Below are 18,274 nucleotides of genomic sequence, written 5' to 3'. Positions count from 1 at the left end.
CACGGGATGGCTATGGACGACCTTTTTTCTGCTTCGACGCGCGAGCGTTCCTTTCAGAATGCGCCGCTTGCGGTGCGCATGCGCCCCAATTCGCTCGACGAGTACGTGGGCCAGCAAAAGGCCGTCGGTAAGGGTTCATGGCTGCGTGCCGCGATCGAGCACGACGTGCTTTCGAGCGTGATTCTGTACGGGCCTGCCGGTACGGGCAAGACGACGCTGGCCCACATTATCGCCAACCATACCAAGAGCGAGTTTGTCGAGGTCAGCGCCGTCACGGGTACCGTGAAGGACCTGCGTCGTGTGATTGATGAGGCCAAGACGCGCCTGAATACGTACGACCGCCGCACCATTCTATTCATCGATGAGATTCACCGCTTCTCTAAGTCGCAGCAGGATGCCCTGCTGCATGCAGTTGAGAACCGTACCGTCATTATGATTGGCGCTACGACGGAGAATCCGTACTTCGAGGTCAACTCGGCGCTGCTCTCACGTGGTCGCGTCGTGGAGCTTGAGCATTTAAAGGACGAGGATATCGCCATGCTTATCGAGCGTGCGCTCGAGGCACCTCAGGGCCTGAACGGCAAATTCTCGGCCGATGAGGATACGGTTAAGACCATTTGCACGCTGGCAGCGGGTGACGCTCGCTCGGCGCTCACGACGCTTGAGCTTGCGAGCGAGATTGCCGTCACGCGTCCCGATACCGAGGGAACGCCAGCGCCTGCGGCGGGGGAGCGCTATCCCATCACCGTGGATGACGTGAAGATCGCCAACCCGCGTCGCGGCTTTACGTATGACAAAAACGGCGACATGCACTACGACATCATCAGTGCGTTTATTAAGTCTATGCGCGGTAGCGACCCCGATGCCACGATCTATTGGCTCGCGCGCATGATCGATGCTGGGGAGGATCCTAAGTTTATCGCTCGCCGCATTATGATTCACGCTTCTGAGGATGTTGGCAACGCCGACCCGCAGGCGCTTTTGGTGGCGCATGCTGCCTTTAAATCTGCTGAAGTTATTGGCTATCCTGAATGTCGCATTAACCTTGCACAAGCTGCGCTCTATGTGTGCTTGGCGCCCAAGTCCAATGCGTGCGAGGCCTCGATCGATGCGGCGCTAGCCGATATCCACAGCAGTGGTCTTCGCGAGGTGCCCAGCTACCTGCGCGATCGCCATCGCCCGGGCAGCGATGAATACGGTGTGTATAAGTATCCGCACGATTATCCCGAAGGCTGGGTCGATCAGCGCTATTTGCCCGAAGGCTTGGAACGCGGTGCATTTTGGCAGCCTGCCGGCCGCGGTTGGGAAGAATGGCGCGCAGAGCAAAGTGAACGCGACCGCAGCGGGAATGCACCGAAGTAGCTGCTGATAATTTTGTCCCACGTTGCTGCTCATGGCATGTTCGGTCCCCTTTGGGGTACCATGGAAACCGTCTGTATATCGATTCCTTTGGGAGGCTTGTATGAGTCCCATTCAAATCGCCCTGCTGCTGCTCGCTGTTGCCGGCGTGTGGGCCATCGTTGAGCTCGCGCTTACCCTGCGCAAGACCCGCACCGTTGTCGACTCGCTCGATAAGACCGTTAACGACCTCAACAACACCATCGCCGAGGCTCAGCCTGTGGTGGCAAAGCTCGATGGCGCTGTCGATGAGCTTACGCCGGCGCTTGCCCAGATGGAGCCGCTGCTTAAGTCGAGCAAGACGGCAGTTGATGCCCTTACCTCCAATCTCGTAGAGGTCGAAGCCGTGGTTCGCGACATTTCTGAGGTCACCGGTAGCATGGCCGAGGCCAGCAATGCTGTGTCGAGCGTGACTGATTCTGCGGCAGGTGCCGTGCAGAAACTCTTTAACAAGGTGAAGGCTCCCGCGGCCGACGCTGAGTGCAAGCTTTCCGCTGCCGAAGAAGCCGAGCAGCCGACCGAGCGTGTCCTGATTGGCGAAGCCGGGGACGATGTCGCTGCTGGTGACAATGATGCACAGAAGCCTGCTGCTAAAGCAGCCCAGTATTACACCTACACGCCCGCCGAGACCTCTGAGGAGTCCTGCGATGAGTAGCGAAGCAACTTGCCCCATTACGCTGACCGTTGCCGGCGACCCGCGTCTGGCGCGCCTTGTGCGCATGACGGCGGCAAATGTCGGTGCGCTCTGCTCCATGTCCGTCGATCGCATCGAGGACATTCGTATGGCTGCCGAGGAAGCATTTATTTTCGGCTGCACGGCTGTTGATTCCGATGACATCTCGATCAAATTCGATGTCGACGAATCTCACGTTGGCATGACCTTTACCTTTGGCGACCAGGCCACCGTCGACGAGGATGACCAGGCCGCTGTGTATGCCGAGCTCATTTTGGCGAGCGTGTGCGACTCCTACGAAAAGACTGCGGCGCCCCTGACGCTTTCCCTCGACCTCAAGGCGGATATCTAATATGACCGAACGTTCCCGGAGCGGTAAGACCGCTTGGGACAAGGAGAAAACCCGCGAGCTGTTTCGTCGCTATAAAGAGACCGGTGACCCGGACGCACGCGAGCAGCTCGTCATGTCCCACATGAACCTGGTAAGGTTTCTTGCCAACAAGTTTAAGAACCGCGGCGAGCCGCTCGATGACCTGATGCAGGTTGGTTATTTGGGCCTGCTCAAGGCTATCGACCGCTTTGACCCTGAGCGCGGACTCGAGTTCACCACGTTTGCCACGCCTACCATCTTGGGCGAGATCAAGCGTCACTTCCGCGACAAGGGCTGGAGCGTGCGCGTGCCCCGTCGCTTGCAGGAGCTCTCGGCCAAGGTCAACCAGGCTACCGATAAGCTCACCAACGAGCTACAGCGCTCGCCCAAGGTTGAGGAGATCGCTGAGTATCTAGATGTGACTGTCGATGAGGTCCTCGAGGCTATGGAATCGTCTTCGGCCTATACCTCGGTGCCCATCGAGGCTCCTGGTGCGTCCGATTCCGACGATGCCCCTTCGATTCTCGACCGTTACGCCGACGACGACAACGAGCTCGACTTTACCGATGACCGCCTGGTGATCGAGGAAGCCATCCGTGATTTCTCGCCGCGCGAGCGCGAGGTGATCGAGCTGCGCTTTGTGAAGGGCATGACCCAGATCGAGATCGCCAAGAAGCTGGGTATTTCTCAGGTGCAGGTTTCGCGTCTGCTGCGCCGCACGCTTAAGAAGATTCAGGACAAGATCGACCCCGACGGAGTGATGATTCGTTCATGAGTGAGCACCCCCAACAAACCGATCGCGTGCTGCGCGACACCCGCATTCTGACGCTGCGCATTTGGGCTGTTGTCGGCTGCATTGTTATTGCTGCTGTCATCTTTAACCTTATGGGCATCCTGGCACCGGTTATCGAGTTTCTCGCTGTTGGTTCCATCATTGCCTTTGTGATGTCCCCGATCACCAACTGGCTCGAGCACCATGGCGTGAATCGCGGCATCGGTTCGCTTATCGCGCTTATTGTTGTTGTTGCCGTGCTCGTCGGTGTCGTTTGTATCTTGTCGCCGATTCTCTTTGGTCAGATCATGGAAGTCCTGAGCCGCCTGCCCGAGCAGCTTCGTGTTGCGGGAGGCGACCTCAATGAGATGATCTCGCATGCCAAGACGCTCAACAACACGCCGCTCAAGGAGTATTTGGACGATAATCTTTCGTCGTTGGTTACCGTGGCATCGAAGTATGTGTCTCAGATCGCTGCCGAGCTTGGCCGCGGTGTGTTCCCGCTCATCACCAATACGGCTTCGCAGTTATTCGTGATCTTCCTTGGTCTGGTGCTTGCCTACTGGATGGCTTGCGACTACCCTCGCATGCACCACGAGATCTGCACCATCATCGGTCAGGAGAAGGAGACCTCGTACCGCTTTATGGTCGCCATCCTTTCTCGCTCTGTCGGCGGCTACATGCGCGGTATGGTCGTGACGTCTATCTGCGGCGGCATCTTGGCCTTTATCGGTTTTATGATCATCGGTCATCCGTATGCGGCGCTCATGGCTATCTTTACCGGCATCATGCATTTGGTTCCGGTCGTCGGTCCTTGGGTGAGCGCAGCAATCGCCACAGTGCTTGGTTTCATGTTCAGCCCCATGTTGGCGTTATGGACGCTCATCGTGACGATGGTCGCGCAAAACGTCACCGATAACGTGATTTCGCCCAAGGTTATGCAGAGCTCGGTGCAGGTGCATCCCATTATGAGCCTCACGGCGCTCGTTATTGGCTCAGCACTCATGGGCCCCATCGGTATGATTATTGCCATCCCGCTGTGTGCGGCCCTCAAGGGTATCTTCGTGTACTACTTCGAGAATGAGACCGGCCGCCAGCTTGTGGCCTATGACGGTGCCGTGTTTAAGGGCACGCCGTACCGCGATGCCGATGGCAACCCGGTCGCCGCCTACGACGCGCTCGGCGACGACACCTTCATCTATGAGTCCGAGCTCATCGGTAACGAGACTGCGCCCGAGGCCCAGGCGATGCCTAAGCCCGAGTTCGATAATCCCTGGATCAAGCTCTCGGGTTTGCAACCCGATTCCACGGGCTTCTTCAAGAACCCCTTTGCCAAGGATGACGATTCCAACACGGACGACACCAAAACCGGCATCGACGGCTCCATGGACGATTCGGATTCTAAATAGGTTCTATTAACGTTTCTTGAAGTTGTAAATGACAAGAAACGCGACCAAAGCGATTGATAAGGGGCCGGCTACATAGAAAAAGAGAACGTCAATTGCGCGTAGAGTGTAATAAGCCTTATCGCCGGACATTACTGCATACAATACGTAGCCAAATGCTGGTTGGTTTGCGTACCAGCAGGAGAAGGCCAAGAGCGCTAAAAGTGCTAGTACCAGAAGTGCATTCAGGACAAATCGTTTACTTTTCATCGATCGCTCCTTCCGGGTGACTCTTATATGTAATTCTACAGCAGTCCTTTTTCAAAGGATCGCACAGTACTGAATAACGTGCACTTTCGCTGGAGGGTCGCTGTTTGGCGGCCCTCTTTTTTGCATGGGCGCGGCGGGATGGTAATATCGTTACGTTTGAACTGTTTCGATGTGAAACCGAGGAGATTCCCTCTATGAGTGCTGACTACCCGTCAATGACTACGGCCGAGATTCGCTCCAAGTTCCTCAACTTCTTTGAGGAGCGCGGTCTTAAGCTCTATCCTTCTTCGTCCCTCGTCCCCGACGATCCTTCGCTGCTGCTTGCCAACGCCGGCATGAACCAGTTTAAGGAGTACTACCAGGGCAAGAAGACCATGAAGGAGATCGGCGCGATTTCCTGCCAGAAGTGCGTCCGCACCAACGACATCGATTGCATCGGCGAGGACGGCCGTCACCTGTCCTTCTTCGAGATGCTCGGCGATTTCTCTTTTGGCGGCGTTTCCAAGCAGCAGGCCTGCGCTTGGGCCTTTGAGCTCATTACCAAGGAGTTCAAGCTGCCGCTTGACCGCCTGTACTTCACCGTCTTTACCGAGGACGACGAGACCCACGATGTGTGGCGCTCCCTGGGCGTTGCCGAGGATCACATCTCCCGCCTGGGCGAGGACGACAACTTCTGGGCCGCTGGCCCCACCGGCCCCTGCGGTCCGTGCTCTGAGATCTACTTTGATATGGGCGAGGAGGTCGGCTGCGGCAGCCCCGACTGCAAGCCTGGCTGCGACTGCGACCGCTTCTTGGAGTTCTGGAACCTCGTCTTTACCCAGTACGACCGCCAGGAGGACGGCTCCATGCCGGAGCTGCCGCACCGCAACCTCGATACGGGTATGGGCCTGGAGCGCATGGCCGCCATCATGCAGCATAAGACCGCCAACTACGACGGCGATCTGATGCAGCACCTCATCAAGCTGGGCGAGGAGATCAGCGGTAAGACCTATGACGCCGATGATTACTCCGGTGCTAGCCGTTCTCTGCGCATCATCGCCGACCACTCCCGTGCCGTCGACTTCATGATCTCTGACGGCATCCTTCCCGGTAACGAGGGTCGCGAGTACGTCCTTCGCCGCCTGCTCCGTCGTGCCGTGTTCCACGGTCGCCTGCTGGGCATCGAGGGCGCCTTCCTGACCAAGTTCATCGACGAAGTCAACGCTCAGATGGGCGAGGCCTATCCCGAGTTGCTCAAGAACGTCGCCCTCGTCAAGGGTATCGTCGCCTCCGAGGAGGAGCGCTTCTCCACGACGCTCGACAACGGCCGTGTTTACCTGGACGAGGCCCTGGCAGCGCTTGCCGAGGGCGCTGTGCTTCCGGGCGACGTTGCCTTTAAGCTGCACGACACCTTTGGTTTCCCCATTGACCTGACTGTCGAGATCGCCGGCGCTGCTGGCCACGACGTCGACATGGACGGCTTCACCGCCTGCATGGAGGACCAGAAGGCCCGCGCTCGTGCCAACGCCAAGGGCGATGCCTGGGGCAGCTTCAACGACGTGTGGGTCGAGCTTTCCGACAAGGTCGCCGCGACCGAGTTCGACGGCTATGACAACGATGCGATCGAGGGTGCCAAGGTTGTCGCCATCGTTCGCAACGGCGAGTCGGTCGAGTCCGCTGCCGCCGGCGAGGACGTCGAGGTCGTGCTCGACCGCACCCCGTTCTACGCCGAGATGGGCGGCCAGCAGGGTGACGCCGGCGAGCTTTCCGCCGAGGGCGTTGTTCTGACCGTTGCCGATACCAAGAACCACAACGGCCTGTATGCTCACGTCGCCCACATTGCCGAGGGCACGCTGGCCGTCGGTGCTACCGTGACCGCCGCGCTCGACGCCGAGCGCCGTGGCTTCCTGCGCCGCAACCACACCGCGACGCACCTGCTCGACGCCGCCCTTAAGCAGGTCCTGGGCGAGCACGTCTCCCAGGCCGGCTCGCTGGTGACGCCCGAGCACCTGCGCTTTGACTTTACGCACTTCGAGGCCCTGTCCTCCGAGCAGCTCAAGGCTGTCGAGGACCTGGTCAACCAGCAGATCTTCGCTTCCAAGCCGGTCGTGACCCGTGTCATGGGCATCGACGAGGCTAAGGCTGCCGGCGCTGTCGCCCTGTTTGGCGAGAAGTATGGCGACGTCGTCCGCGTTGTCTCCGTGGGCGCTGAGGACCAGCCGTTCTCCCGCGAACTCTGCGGTGGCACACACGCTGCCAACACCGCCGAGATCGGCCTGTTCAAGATCATTTCCGAGTCCTCCACGGGCTCCAATGTCCGCCGTATCGAGGCCGTGACCTCTAAGGGTGCCCTCGACTATATGGCCGACCGCCTGGCACTCGTTGACGCCGCCGCCGCTGCGCTCAAGTGCCGCGTGGATGAGGTTCCCGCTCGTGTGGAGAACCTGCAGGCCGAGCTGCGCGAGACGTCCAATAAGCTCAAAAAGGCTCTGACCGGTGGCTCCTCCGACGCCATCTCCAGCGCCATCGAGGGCGCCGTCGAGCTCGACGGCTATAAGCTCGTTGTCGCTGAGCTCCAGGGCCTTGAGGCTGCCGACCTGCGCAACGTATGGGATACCGTGCATCAGAAGGTCGCCGGCCCTGTCGCTTGTGTCGTCGCCAGCGTGACTGAGAAGGGCACTCCGGCCCTGCTCGCTGCCGGCTCTGATGACGCCGTCAAGGCCGGTTTCCACGCCGGTAACGTGATCAAGCAGATCGCGGGTCTGGTCGACGGTCGCGGTGGCGGTCGTCCCAACATGGCCCAGGCCGGTGGCAAGAATGCTGCCGGCATCGCCGATGCCCTCGCGGCCGCTAAGACCGCGCTCGGCGCCTAAGAATCTAAGAAGTCACTGTGGTTGCGCTCGCGCTGGACATAGGGGAGACCAGGATTGGCATCGCCGTCTCGAGCCGTGATGGCAAGATGGCGATGCCTGTCAAGGTGCTTCCGGCTGCCGAGGTCACCGGTATGGCCAAGACGTTCCGCTACCTGGTTGAGGACTATGAGCCCGACATCCTGGTAAGCGGACGTCCCCTGACCATGGCCGGTGAGCCCGGCCCTCAGGCCGAGCGCGTTGCCGCTGTGGCGCAAAAGATTGCCGACGAGCTCGATCTTCCGTTGGAGTTTGAGGACGAGCGTCTGTCCTCGCAAGAGGCCAAGCGTATCCTGCGCGAGCAGGGACTCAACGAAAAGCAGATGAGGGGCAAGATCGACATGATTGCCGCCAGCCTGTTTTTGCAGACGTGGCTCGATCGTAAAAACGAGGAGGTTTCGCATGCCTAGTGCTTCCGATCCGCGCCAGCCGAATCGTACACAGCAGCCGGCGTCGCGCCCTGCCCAGCCTGGCCAGCGTCCGGCACAGCCGACGCAGCGCGCAGCTCAGCCTGCCGCGCGCCCGGCGCAGTCCTTCTCTCGTTCGGCCCAACCTGTTCAACGGACGGGTCAGCAGCCTTCTGCTCGTTCGGTTCAGCATTCGGCTTCTCACGCGGTTCAGCAGCCCACTGCTCGTACGGCCCAGCCTGCAGGCGGCACCCGCTTTAAGCAGCAGGCACCTACCCAGCGAACGCAGGCCCCCCAATCGCATTCGCATCACGCTCGTGGTTCGCATGGCGTTGCTCCGGCGACCCGCTCGAGCTACAACACGCATGCTCGTCGCGGTGCTCAAAAGAAAAGCTCCCCGGTGCCTATGATTATCGGTGGCGTTGTTGCCGTGCTTGCGCTTGTCGCGATCGTTTTCTTTGTCGTGCCAGCCGTCAAGGGCTTCTTTGGCGGTGAGGGTGCGAAAGTCGTTGCAGGCCAGCAGGTTACTATCACGATTCCCGATGGTGCCTCGGGTGACAGCATCGCTTCGATTCTCTCCGAGAACCATATCGTAGAAAATCCCAAGGATTACTATGCGGCGGTGAAAAAGCTCAACGCCGATATGTCGCTCAAGCCTGGTGATTATTCGTTCACCACACTCATGGATGCGACCAAGGTTGTTCAGCAGCTCATGGAAGGCCCCAACGCGGGCTCCAATACGCTGACTATCCCTGAGGGCCTGACGGTCGATCAAGTCGCCGACCGTGTGGCCCAGGCCTACGACAGCATCTCTAAGGAAGACTTCCTCAACCAGGCCAAGGCCTCCAACTACGTGGACGACTATAGCTTCCTTAAGGGCGCCGCCAACGATTCGCTCGAGGGTTTCTTGTTCCCCAAGACCTATTCGCTGGGCGATTCGCCGACGGCCGATGACGTGATTCGCGCTATGCTCGATCAGTTTAAGACCGAGTACAAGTCGCTTGACTTTGCGAGCTGCGAAGCCAAGATCAAGGAACGCTACGGTGTGGAGATGTCCGACTACGACATCGTCAACTTGGCCTCTATCGTTGAGCGCGAGGGCCTCAACGCCGATCAACGTGCGCATGTGGCCTCGGTTTTCTACAACCGCCTTGCCGGCAAGCTCGACGGTCTGCGCTATCTCAACAGCGATGCGACTATGATGTATGTCACCGGTGGCGAGGTTACCGCCGACGACCTGCAGAGCGATAGTCCGTATAACACCTATAAGCATGAGGGTCTGCCGCCCACGCCCATCTGCTCTCCGTCGCTCGAGGCACTCAAGGCCACGCTTGAGCCGACCGACTCCGATGACCTGTATTTCTACATTACGCAGGACGAGGAGTACTTCTCGCAAACCTACGAAGAGCATCAACAGTCTTGGAATTAGCATGAGGATTTTTAGCCCCAAACGTTACGTTGCCTCGGTCGATCGCATCGACCTTAATACCCTGTGGGCCGACGGCAAACGCGCCATTCTGCTCGATCGCGATAACACCTTGGTGCCGCGCGACACCGAGCAGGTTCCCGCCGCGGTTTCCGCTTGGCTCGATGCCGCCCGCGCCAAAGGCTTTAAGCTGTGCATGGTGTCCAACAACTGGCATCGCGACCAGGTCATGAGCTCTGCACGCGAGCTGGGACTCGAGGCCATCAGCCACGCCATGAAGCCGGCGCCGTTTGCCCTCAAGGCGGGTCTTAAGCGCCTCGGCGCCACGGCCGACGAGGCGGTGCTGATCGGTGATCAGCTCTACACGGACGTGTGGAGCGGCAACTTCGCCGGCGTCGATACCATCCTGGTAAAGCCGCAGGCGACGCAGGACCTGTGGTATACGCAGATCTTCCGTATCTTTGAGCGCCGGGCCCTTCGCGACCTTCCCTGCGAGGAATAGGTCTCGCTATGTCCCAGCACACCAAACACGGCTGCGACCATATCTTCTTTATCGGCTTTTTGGGCGCGGGCAAATCGACGCTCGCGCGCAACGTCGGCACTATGTTCAAGCGGCGTTTTATCGATACCGACCGTCTGGTCGTGCGCCGTTGCGGCAAGTCGGTAACCGAGATTTTTCAGACCGAGGGCGAGGATCGTTTTCGCGAGCTCGAGACCTCGGCGCTCCGTTCGCTCCAAAGTGAGCGCAGCCTGTTGGTTTCGTGCGGGGGCGGCATTGTCGAGACGCCGGTGAATATTGAGCTGATGCACGAAATGGGTACGTGCGTGTACCTCGAGGGTGACTTCGAGGATTCGATTCGCCAGATTCGTCGGTCCGACACGCGCCCCGATTTTCGCTCTCCCGAGCATGCCGCGCGCCTGTTTGAGCATCGCCGTCCGCTGTATCGCCGGGCCGCCGACCTTACCCTTGATATTCGCAACAAGTCCTTCGAGGACGTTTCCTACCTTTGTGCCGAGATGCTTTTGGAGCGTGGGCTGCTATGATTCGCCGTCAACTGATCAATTTCCAAAACCGCAGCGTCGATGTCCGCGTCGGATTGGGCGCGTTCGATGAACTGTCGCGTATGTTTGCCTCGGCCGTGGGCAAGCCTAAGCGCGCGATGGTCGTTTGGAACACCGCCACATCTGAGCGTTTTGGTGAAGTCGTCGAGCATGCGCTGGTCGACGCCGGTTTTGCCGTGTCGCTGCTAGTCCTTGAGGTTTCGCCTGCTGGTGCCACGCTGGCCGATGCTGATGCTATCTTTGGCGCCCTGTCTGCCAACGGCGTTACCTGCGACGATCTGGTTGTCGCCGTTGGCGATGCCGCAACCTGCTCGGTTGTTAGCTGGTGCGCCAACCAGTGGTGCGGCCGAACCGAGTGCGCGCTGTTGCCGACGACCTTTGACGCCATGCTCACGGTCGCGACGACCATGAAGCCGCTCGTCGCCTCGTCGGCCAATGCGCTTCCCGCTATCGCGTTCCGTCCCGAACCGGGCTTGGTCGTGTGTGACCTCGACCTTGTTCGTGAGGCGGACCCCGAGGACCTCAAGCTCGGCTTTGTGGTGCTTGTTGGCACCATGCTTTCGAGCAGTAAGTCCCGCTGGAATCAGTTTACTGAGACCGTCCCCGAGATTCTCGCGGGCGAGGAGGTCGCGCTCGTCAATGCCGTTCAATGGTCTCAGACTGCCCGTAAGGACGTACTGATGGCCACGAACCCGAGCGCTCGCCATGCGCTCGATTTTGGCAAGACGGGGGAGCGTACCCTGCGCGCCTGCTTGGGCGATGCCGCCTCGCAGGTCCCTGCCTATCAGCTGTTATCCGAGGGCATGCGCTTTGAGGCGCGCCTAGCACACGATGCCTGCGACTTCGATATCGACTATGTGTTTGATCTCGATGACTGCCTGGAGGACTTTGGCATCGAGGAGCTTGCCTTCGACTTGGAGCCTGCCGCATATATCGAGGAGTTCCGCAGACAGCAGTTTGTCCGCTCGAACCGCAGCATGCTGCCGCTGCCCGCGGCGCTCGGCGCCATTCGCCTAACGAGCGTCGAGGACGAGGTTCTTGAGCGCCATGCTCACGCCTACTTGGCTTCTCGTAAAGAACTTCTCTAAGATTTATTGACTTCCATCGTCTTTCGTATCATGTTGAGGGGCGGGTTTTCAATCGGTTGCGGATCGCATGCGATTCCGTCGTTCGGTTGAGACCCGTCCCGTCTATATTGAGACAACAAGAAAGGAATCTGCATGTCTGAGTTTGCTGCCGGTCCTGCCGGTCGTATCGAGCGTGTCCGTGCCCTGATGGTCGAGCGTGGCTACGACGCCATCGTGGTGCGCGACGAGGCCAACCTTCGTTGGCTTACGGGCGTGAAGGGCGTCTTCGACTACACCTTCGAGTTCCCGCACGCTGCGTTTATTACGGCCGACCAGTGCCTGTTCCACACCGACTCGCGCTACCTCAACAGCTTTGAGGAGAACACGCCAGCCGGCAGCCCCTGGGTCTACGACATGGATGAGGGCACCATCCCCGGTTGGGTCGCCGGCAAGATCGCGGCCAACAAATGCCGCGTCTGCGCTGTCGAGGACGATATGCAGATTAATTTCTACCAGGGTATTCAGCGCGGCCTGGAGGACCGTTCCGTCGCCTGTATGCTGCCGCTGATGCACGACGATATCCGCAAGATGCGCGCCATCAAGGACGCCGAGGAGATTGAGCTCATGCGCCATGCGCAGTCGATCACCGATGCCGCCTTCCAGCACATGCTCGGCTTTATTAAGCCCGGTATGACCGAGAAGCAGGTACGCAACGAGCTCGAGAACTTTATGTTCGCCAACGGTGCCGACAGCCTGGCCTTCGGTTCCATCGTCGCGAGCGGCCCCAACACCGCCAACCCGCATGCCGTGCCGAGCGACCGCGTGATCGAGAAGGGCGATTTCGTTCTTATGGATTACGGCGCGGGCTATTGCGATTACCGCTCCGACATGACGCGCACTGTCGTGATGGGCGAGCCCACCCAGGAGCAGCTCGACCTGTACGCACTCGTGCGCCGTACGCACGAGGAGTGCGTCGCCGCCATCCATCCGGGCGTTGAGGGCAACGACATCTTCAAGCTCTCCAAGAAGATCATCGGCGATGCCGGCTATGGCGATTACTATAACCATGGCTTGGGTCACGGCGTGGGCATCGACATCCATGAGCTGCCCAACTTTAACCGCAGCAAGAATATCATCGAGGTCGGCTCGGTTATCACCATGGAGCCCGGCGTCTACCTGCCCGGCGTGGGCGGCGTGCGCCTGGAGGACTACGGCGTGGTCACCGAGAACGGCTATGAGCCCTTCACCAAGACCCCGCACGACCTGCACGTTATCGACTGCTAGTTTACTTCAGTAGATAGTTTGGGGCGGGGCGTCCGGATTGATTCGGACGCCCCGCGTTCTCTTTTTATGCGCTCGCCGCAGGCGCCGTCTGCAAGTGTATAATTTCTGTCGTATGTAATTTGGACGCTTGTGCGTTCTGCCCATAACAAGAAAGGTCGCTATGCCTACCATTTCCACCGCCGACTTCAAGAACGGCCTCGGTCTCCGCATCAAGGACAAGGTCTACACCATCGTCGAGTTCCAGCATGTCAAGCCGGGCAAGGGCGGCGCGTTTGTGCGCTATAAGACCCGCGACATCAAGAGCGGCCGCGTCGTCGAGAACACCTGCAACGCCGGCACCAAGTTCGAGAGCGTCATGCTCACCACCCGTGAGTTCCAGTACCTCTACAACGATGGCACCGACTACATCTTCATGGACAACGAGTCCTATGAGCAGGTTCCCGTTCCCGAGGACATGGTGGGCGAGAACTCCAAGTGGCTGCGCGAGAACGACATCTGCCAGCTGCTCTTCGCCGACGATGAGCTCATGGGCGTGACCCCGCCGATGTTCATCGAGACCACCATCGTCCAGACCGACCCGGGCTTTAAGGGCGACACCGTCCAGGGTTCCACCAAGCCGGCCACGATCGACACCGGCGCTGTCATCCAGGTCCCCATGTACCTCAACGAGGGCGAGGTCATCAAGGTTGACACCCGCGACGGCAAGTTCGTCTCCCGCGTCTAGCAACCAACTCTTCTAGGAGGACTTATGCCCCAGGAAATCAAGATTGACGGCATCGGGATTTCGCCCGATGTTCTGACCGCCATCGTCTCGCGCGCCGTGTCGGATGTCGAGGGCATCGCCTCCGTTGGCGTCAAGGACCTTGCCACCAACCTTGTCTCCATGATGCTCTCGTCCAAGGCCCCGGCTTCTGAGCCGGCGGTCGAGGCCGAGGTCGTCGGCGACAAGCTCGCACTCACCGTGCGCGTCGTGGTGTTCTTTGGCTATCCGTTCAAGAAACTCGCCGAGGCCGTTCGCGCTGCCGTGGTCGCCGCCATCGATGCCCAGGTTGGCGTTGAGGTCGAGCGCGTTGACGTTTGCATCGACGGCCTCGTTTTCCCCAAGGAGTAACCTTTGAGCCTTAAGGTTTATCGCGGGCGTACGCTTGCCCGCAGTCAGGCGCTGCAGCTGCTGTTCCAGGCCGAGGCCACGGACAGCCCGCTCGAGCGCGTCCTCGAGGGTGATTTCCTGATCTCGAAGGGTCCCCTCGATCCCTATGCTCTGGAGCTGTGCCGCGGTGCCTACGAGCATATCGACCGCATCGACTGTGCTCTGCGCTCCGTTGCCAAGAACTGGGATCTTATGCGCATGCCCGGCGCCGACCGCAACCTGCTGCGTATCGCCGTTTACGAGATGCGTTTCCTCACCGACGAGGAGGTCTCGGACGCCATCGTGATCAACGAGGCCGTTGAGCTTGCCAAGGCCTATGGCACCGACCAGTCCGCGTCGTTCGTCAACGGCGTGCTGGGTAAGATCGCTCGCAGCGAGGAGCTGCCGGGCGAGGACCTATACCAGGAGCTGCTGGCCGAGGATCGCGCTCGCGAGGAGGCACAGGCTGCCGAGGCTGCCGCAAAGGTTGCGGTTGCTCAGGCCGAGGCCGGCGTTCTCGACGAGGACGCTGAGGTCGCCGAGGCCGAGACCGGTACCGTCGAGGAGTAGCCATGCCAGAGGGTTCCGTCCGCAACTTCGACGAGATTTCGGACCGCTTGGACCAGATCATAGCTACCGTTCGCTCTAAGGATACGTCCTTGGAGCGTTCGCTCGATCTGTTTGACGAGGCGATTGAGCTGGGCTCCCGTGCGGTCGACATGGTCGACAAGTTTGAGCTGACGCCGCGTGAGGCCGACAAGCTCGAACAGGAATACGATGAGGATGCGGCAAACGAATCCCAGGATAGCTAGGCCGCATCTCCGGATACGAATGGTTGATGGCATTCATGAAACGCGTGCGTCTTGATGACGAACTGATTTCACAGGGCATCTGCGCCGATCGCGCGGATGCCCTTCGCACTCTTATGGCCGGCTTGGTCTCGAGTGGCGGTGAGCGCTTGACTTCGCCGGGCCTTAAGGTGATCCCGGGGCTGCCGCTGCATGTGAAGGGGCGCATTCCCTATGTTGGCCGCGGCGGTCTTAAGCTCGAAGGCGCGCTTGATGCGTTTGGCATCAATCCGACGGGCCTTGCCTGTCTGGATGTGGGCTGCTCTACCGGCGGCTTTACCGATTGCCTGCTCAAGCGCGGAGCTGCGACCGTTGTCTCGGTGGACGTGGGTCGCGCCCAGTTCGATTGGTCGTTGCGCCAGGACGATCGCGTGACGCTGCATGAGCGCACAAACGTGACGCAGCTGCCTGAGCTTGGCTATGCCGGCACTATCGACCTGGCTGTGTGTGATGTCTCGTTTACCAGCATCGCGAACATTATCGATGCGGTACTGGCGTGCCTGGCGCCTACGGGTGCATTCTGCACGCTCGTAAAGCCGCAGTTTGAGGCTCCGGCGGCGCTGGTTGGCGAGGGCGGCATTGTGACCGATTCCGCCGTGCGCCGCGATACACTCGTGGCGGCGGTTGAACTCTTTGCTGCCAAGGGCCTGTTCCCGGTCGATGTGTGCGTGTCGCCCATTCATGGTGCCAAGGGCAACGTTGAGTTTTTCCTGTACGGCACGAGATTTGACCCCGGCGACCGCACGCAAGACGAGCTGCAATCCCAGGTATCGGTTATGAGCGAGAAAGCTGCAACGCTATGAAGGTCTTTCTGGTTCCCAATTACTACAAGCAAGAGGCGGTCGAGAGCGGCCTGATGCTCGAGCTTTGGCTGACGCGCCAGGGCTATGAGGTCGCATGGGCTGCCGACCAGCGATCGAAGATTCAAAGCACGCCTGATATTGACGGCTCCGATCTGGTCATTACGCTCGGCGGTGACGGTACGTTGCTGCGCGCTGCCCGCATCCTCAACCATCGCGAGATTCCTATCCTCGGTCTTTCCTATGGTCACCTGGGCTTTTTGACGGCCGCGAGTCCCGAGGAGCGCGACATTTTGCAGGTTGTGAGCGACGCCCTGTCCGGCGAGCTGCATGTGAGCCGTCGCGCTACCATCGCCGCGGATATCGTGTCCGTGCGTGACGATGGCACGAAGGATGTCGTGCGCACGTTCGCCCTCAACGACATGGCGCTCACGCGCGGCCCCCTGTCCGATATGGTCGAGTTTGACATCACGGTGTCCGGCCACCATATCGATCGCCTGCGTGGCGACGGCGTGGTCGTGTCCACGGCGACTGGTTCTACGGGTTACGCACTCAGTGCCGGTGGCCCCATCGTGAGCCCCGACTATACGGGCATGGTCTGCGTACCCATTGCGCCGCACACCATTCAGGCCCGTGCCTTCTTGACTTCGCCGAGTGATGTCGTCGAGATCTTTATGTCTGATGACCGTCCGAGTGTTCCGGCGATCGCTATCGATGGACAGTTTATTACCTGCGATGGCACGGTCGAGAGCGTGGCTGTGCGTCGCGGTCCCGGCGATGTGCTGCTGCTGGATTACGGCCCCGAGAGCTTCTATAACTCGGTGAGCCGTGTGTTCTACGGAGTGCGTCATGATCGATGAGCTGCAGGTTTCTAACATTGCACTCATTCGCGAGGCGACGTTGGTGCCGAGTGCCGGCCTGACTGTCCTGACCGGCGAGACCGGTGCCGGCAAGACCGCGCTGCTCTCGGCCCTCAAACTTATTTTGGGCGTGCGCGCGGATTCGTCGACGGTGCGCGAGGGCGAGGCGCTCGCGAGCGTCGAGGCACGACTCTTCGACGGGCCGCACGACACGGAAGGGTTCACCGTACAGCGCAGCCTTTCCGCCGAGGGCCGCAGCCGCGTGAAGATTGACGGGCGCATCGCCAGTGTGCGCGAGCTTTCGGAGCGCGTTGGCGTGATGATGGATTTGTGCGGCCAGCACGAGCACCAACGCTTGCTCGATCCGGCACATCACGTTGCGATGGTCGATGCGTGGGCGGGGCGCTCTGCGCTCGAGGCACTCGAGCACTACCGTGCTTGCTTTAAGGCTTCGCGCGCTGCCGCTAAGGAGGTTCGACGTGTCGAAGAGACCTCGCGTGCGCAGGGGAGCCGCGTCGAGGAAGCGCGCTTTGCGCTCGAGCGCATCGGCGAGGTCGACCCCAAACCGGGCGAGTATGAGGAACTCGAGGAACTGCTGCCGCGCTCCGAACATGCCGAGGTGCTGGTTGCCACAGCTAATGATGCCCATGCATCGCTTGCCTCTGAAGGGGGAGCGCTCGATGCCGTGAACAGCGCCGTGGCAGAACTTTCCCGTATGGCTTCCGTCGATCGCAAACTTGGCGACATTGCCGATTTGCTTTCGGATGCCTGTATCTCCCTTGAGGATTGCGCGAACGAACTTCGTGCCTATCGCGATGGCGTCGCCTTCGATCCGCGCGAGCTCGCTCGCATGCGTGAGCGGTATTCCGACCTCAAGGGCCTGCTGCGTCAGTGGGGTCCTACCATGGACGATGTTTTTGCCATGCGCGATCGCTCGCAAGAGCTGCTGTCCCTGGTCGATGATGGCGATGAGCAGATCAAAAAGGCGCGTGAGGCACTCGGGAGCGCTGAGCGCGAGTTGTTTACCGCTGCCAAGGCACTTAAGCGCGCTCGCAATACGGCGGCCCCGCGCTTCTGCCACGAGGTTGGCCGCCAGATGGCTCGCCTGGAAATGGGTAGTGCCGAGCTCGTCTGGGAGTCGCGTGATCTTCCCCGTGCTGAGTGGACGCCCGTTGGTCCTTCGAGCTACGAGCTGCTATACCGCAGCGGTGCCGGTTTGACTCCACGTCCCCTGCGCCGCATTGCGTCGGGCGGCGAGCTCAGCCGCGTCATGTTGGCAAGTAAGGTTGTCCTCGGTAACGCGGACGGTGTCGATACGCTGGTGTTTGACGAGGTCGATGCTGGTGTCGGCGGCTCCACGGCCCGCGCTCTTGCTGGTGTGCTGGCCGATCTTGCCGCCACGCATCAGGTCATCGTCGTAACACACCTGGCGCAGGTTGCGGTTATGGCCGACAAGCACTACGTGGTCAGTAAAGAGCCCGGCGACGTTCCCCAGACGCATCTGGATGAGGTGGCTGGGGATGCCCGCACTGCCGAGATTGCCCGCATGCTCAGCGGCGACCAATCGGAGGCAAGTCTTGTGCATGCCAAGCAGATGCTTGAAGAAGCTCGAGGTTAGGTCGTATCAGCGGTGTT

At 60.1% G+C, this 18,274-nt stretch carries 20 protein-coding genes; 19 read left to right on the top strand and 1 reads right to left on the bottom strand.

Annotated elements, in window-relative coordinates:
- Nucleotides 1-12 precede the first annotated feature (12 nt).
- From OIL77_10410 to OIL77_10390, 5 genes are all read left to right on the top strand, one after another.
- Nucleotides 13-1,362, top strand: a complete 1,350-nt coding sequence (locus OIL77_10410) for a replication-associated recombination protein A (GenBank protein ID HJI45806.1) — start codon at nt 13-15, stop codon at nt 1,360-1,362.
- Between the two features lie 100 nt (nt 1,363-1,462).
- A complete protein-coding gene (locus tag OIL77_10405; GenBank protein ID HJI45805.1) occupies nt 1,463-2,053 on the top strand; it encodes a hypothetical protein in 591 nt (196 codons plus the stop codon).
- Complete coding sequence (locus tag OIL77_10400; protein ID HJI45804.1) at nt 2,046-2,423, top strand: ATP-binding protein; 378 nt, start codon at nt 2,046-2,048, stop codon at nt 2,421-2,423. The genes OIL77_10405 and OIL77_10400 overlap by 8 nt, the downstream gene beginning before the upstream one ends.
- A 1-nt stretch (nt 2,424) precedes the next feature.
- Nucleotides 2,425-3,216, top strand: a complete 792-nt coding sequence (locus OIL77_10395; GenBank protein HJI45803.1) for an RNA polymerase sigma factor SigF — start codon at nt 2,425-2,427, stop codon at nt 3,214-3,216.
- Nucleotides 3,213-4,622: an AI-2E family transporter gene (locus OIL77_10390; GenBank protein HJI45802.1), complete on the top strand. Its 1,410-nt coding sequence runs from the start codon at nt 3,213-3,215 to the stop codon at nt 4,620-4,622. Before OIL77_10395 ends, OIL77_10390 begins: the two co-directional genes overlap by 4 nt.
- 6 nt (nt 4,623-4,628) lie before the next feature.
- On the opposite strand, the gene OIL77_10385 is transcribed toward OIL77_10390, so the two are convergent.
- Nucleotides 4,629-4,868 (bottom strand): hypothetical protein, encoded by a 240-nt coding sequence (locus OIL77_10385; GenBank protein HJI45801.1) that lies wholly within the window; start codon nt 4,866-4,868, stop codon nt 4,629-4,631.
- Nucleotides 4,869-5,062: 194 nt separating this feature from the next.
- Between OIL77_10385 and alaS the strand changes: the two genes are divergently transcribed.
- From alaS to OIL77_10315, 14 genes are all read left to right on the top strand, one after another.
- Nucleotides 5,063-7,720, top strand: a complete 2,658-nt coding sequence (gene alaS, locus OIL77_10380; protein HJI45800.1) for an alanine--tRNA ligase — start codon at nt 5,063-5,065, stop codon at nt 7,718-7,720.
- A 17-nt stretch (nt 7,721-7,737) separates the two neighbouring features.
- Entirely contained in the window at nt 7,738-8,166 is a 429-nt protein-coding gene (gene ruvX, locus OIL77_10375; protein ID HJI45799.1) for a Holliday junction resolvase RuvX, read from the top strand.
- A complete protein-coding gene (gene mltG / locus OIL77_10370) occupies nt 8,159-9,592 on the top strand; it encodes an endolytic transglycosylase MltG (GenBank protein HJI45798.1) in 1,434 nt (477 codons plus the stop codon). The genes ruvX and mltG overlap by 8 nt, the downstream gene beginning before the upstream one ends.
- A gap of 1 nt (nt 9,593) precedes the next feature.
- Nucleotides 9,594-10,091, top strand: coding sequence for a YqeG family HAD IIIA-type phosphatase (locus tag OIL77_10365; protein HJI45797.1), 498 nt, complete (start codon nt 9,594-9,596; stop codon nt 10,089-10,091).
- A gap of 8 nt (nt 10,092-10,099) precedes the next feature.
- Complete coding sequence (locus tag OIL77_10360; GenBank protein HJI45796.1) at nt 10,100-10,633, top strand: shikimate kinase; 534 nt, start codon at nt 10,100-10,102, stop codon at nt 10,631-10,633.
- Nucleotides 10,630-11,739: a hypothetical protein gene (locus tag OIL77_10355; GenBank protein ID HJI45795.1), complete on the top strand. Its 1,110-nt coding sequence runs from the start codon at nt 10,630-10,632 to the stop codon at nt 11,737-11,739. The genes OIL77_10360 and OIL77_10355 overlap by 4 nt, the downstream gene beginning before the upstream one ends.
- A gap of 132 nt (nt 11,740-11,871) precedes the next feature.
- Complete coding sequence (locus OIL77_10350; protein ID HJI45794.1) at nt 11,872-13,002, top strand: Xaa-Pro peptidase family protein; 1,131 nt, start codon at nt 11,872-11,874, stop codon at nt 13,000-13,002.
- A 160-nt stretch (nt 13,003-13,162) separates the two neighbouring features.
- Nucleotides 13,163-13,726, top strand: a complete 564-nt coding sequence (gene efp / locus OIL77_10345) for an elongation factor P (protein HJI45793.1) — start codon at nt 13,163-13,165, stop codon at nt 13,724-13,726.
- Nucleotides 13,727-13,750: 24 nt separating this feature from the next.
- Nucleotides 13,751-14,113, top strand: a complete 363-nt coding sequence (locus tag OIL77_10340) for an Asp23/Gls24 family envelope stress response protein (protein ID HJI45792.1) — start codon at nt 13,751-13,753, stop codon at nt 14,111-14,113.
- Between the two features lie 3 nt (nt 14,114-14,116).
- On the top strand, nt 14,117-14,701 hold the full coding sequence (nusB, locus tag OIL77_10335; GenBank protein ID HJI45791.1) for a transcription antitermination factor NusB: 585 nt from the start codon (nt 14,117-14,119) through the stop codon (nt 14,699-14,701).
- 2 nt (nt 14,702-14,703) lie between these two features.
- Nucleotides 14,704-14,943 (top strand): exodeoxyribonuclease VII small subunit, encoded by a 240-nt coding sequence (locus tag OIL77_10330; GenBank protein ID HJI45790.1) that lies wholly within the window; start codon nt 14,704-14,706, stop codon nt 14,941-14,943.
- 35 nt (nt 14,944-14,978) lie between these two features.
- Complete coding sequence (locus tag OIL77_10325) at nt 14,979-15,782, top strand: TlyA family RNA methyltransferase (GenBank protein HJI45789.1); 804 nt, start codon at nt 14,979-14,981, stop codon at nt 15,780-15,782.
- Nucleotides 15,779-16,639, top strand: a complete 861-nt coding sequence (locus OIL77_10320) for an NAD(+)/NADH kinase (protein ID HJI45788.1) — start codon at nt 15,779-15,781, stop codon at nt 16,637-16,639. Before OIL77_10325 ends, OIL77_10320 begins: the two co-directional genes overlap by 4 nt.
- Nucleotides 16,629-18,257, top strand: a complete 1,629-nt coding sequence (locus OIL77_10315) for a DNA repair protein RecN (GenBank protein HJI45787.1) — start codon at nt 16,629-16,631, stop codon at nt 18,255-18,257. Before OIL77_10320 ends, OIL77_10315 begins: the two co-directional genes overlap by 11 nt.
- Nucleotides 18,258-18,274 lie beyond the last annotated feature (17 nt).

The organism is Coriobacteriaceae bacterium, from assembly GCA_025993015.1.
GTDB lineage: Bacteria > Actinomycetota > Coriobacteriia > Coriobacteriales > Coriobacteriaceae > Collinsella.
The sequence above is the reverse complement of the archived record's forward strand: the minus strand, read 5'-3'. Positions and strand labels throughout refer to the sequence as shown.

Excerpts from the sequence above, each read along its gene's own strand:
- OIL77_10315 (HJI45787.1), top strand. The coding sequence starts at position 16,629 with ATGATCGATGAGCTGCAGGTTTCTAACATTGCACTCATTCGCGAGGCG.
- alaS (HJI45800.1), top strand. The coding sequence starts at position 5,063 with ATGAGTGCTGACTACCCGTCAATGACTACGGCCGAGATTCGCTCCAAG.
- OIL77_10350 (HJI45794.1), top strand. The coding sequence starts at position 11,872 with ATGTCTGAGTTTGCTGCCGGTCCTGCCGGTCGTATCGAGCGTGTCCGT.
- OIL77_10325 (HJI45789.1), top strand. The coding sequence starts at position 14,979 with ATGAAACGCGTGCGTCTTGATGACGAACTGATTTCACAGGGCATCTGC.
- OIL77_10330 (HJI45790.1), top strand. The coding sequence starts at position 14,704 with ATGCCAGAGGGTTCCGTCCGCAACTTCGACGAGATTTCGGACCGCTTG.
- OIL77_10340 (HJI45792.1), top strand. The coding sequence starts at position 13,751 with ATGCCCCAGGAAATCAAGATTGACGGCATCGGGATTTCGCCCGATGTT.
- OIL77_10395 (HJI45803.1), top strand. The coding sequence starts at position 2,425 with ATGACCGAACGTTCCCGGAGCGGTAAGACCGCTTGGGACAAGGAGAAA.
- OIL77_10360 (HJI45796.1), top strand. The coding sequence starts at position 10,100 with ATGTCCCAGCACACCAAACACGGCTGCGACCATATCTTCTTTATCGGC.
- OIL77_10405 (HJI45805.1), top strand. The coding sequence starts at position 1,463 with ATGAGTCCCATTCAAATCGCCCTGCTGCTGCTCGCTGTTGCCGGCGTG.
- OIL77_10400 (HJI45804.1), top strand. The coding sequence starts at position 2,046 with ATGAGTAGCGAAGCAACTTGCCCCATTACGCTGACCGTTGCCGGCGAC.
- OIL77_10365 (HJI45797.1), top strand. The coding sequence starts at position 9,594 with ATGAGGATTTTTAGCCCCAAACGTTACGTTGCCTCGGTCGATCGCATC.
- mltG (HJI45798.1), top strand. The coding sequence starts at position 8,159 with ATGCCTAGTGCTTCCGATCCGCGCCAGCCGAATCGTACACAGCAGCCG.
- OIL77_10410 (HJI45806.1), top strand. The coding sequence starts at position 13 with ATGGACGACCTTTTTTCTGCTTCGACGCGCGAGCGTTCCTTTCAGAAT.
- OIL77_10320 (HJI45788.1), top strand. The coding sequence starts at position 15,779 with ATGAAGGTCTTTCTGGTTCCCAATTACTACAAGCAAGAGGCGGTCGAG.
- OIL77_10355 (HJI45795.1), top strand. The coding sequence starts at position 10,630 with ATGATTCGCCGTCAACTGATCAATTTCCAAAACCGCAGCGTCGATGTC.
- OIL77_10385 (HJI45801.1), bottom strand. The coding sequence starts at position 4,868 with ATGAAAAGTAAACGATTTGTCCTGAATGCACTTCTGGTACTAGCACTT.
- OIL77_10390 (HJI45802.1), top strand. The coding sequence starts at position 3,213 with ATGAGTGAGCACCCCCAACAAACCGATCGCGTGCTGCGCGACACCCGC.
- efp (HJI45793.1), top strand. The coding sequence starts at position 13,163 with ATGCCTACCATTTCCACCGCCGACTTCAAGAACGGCCTCGGTCTCCGC.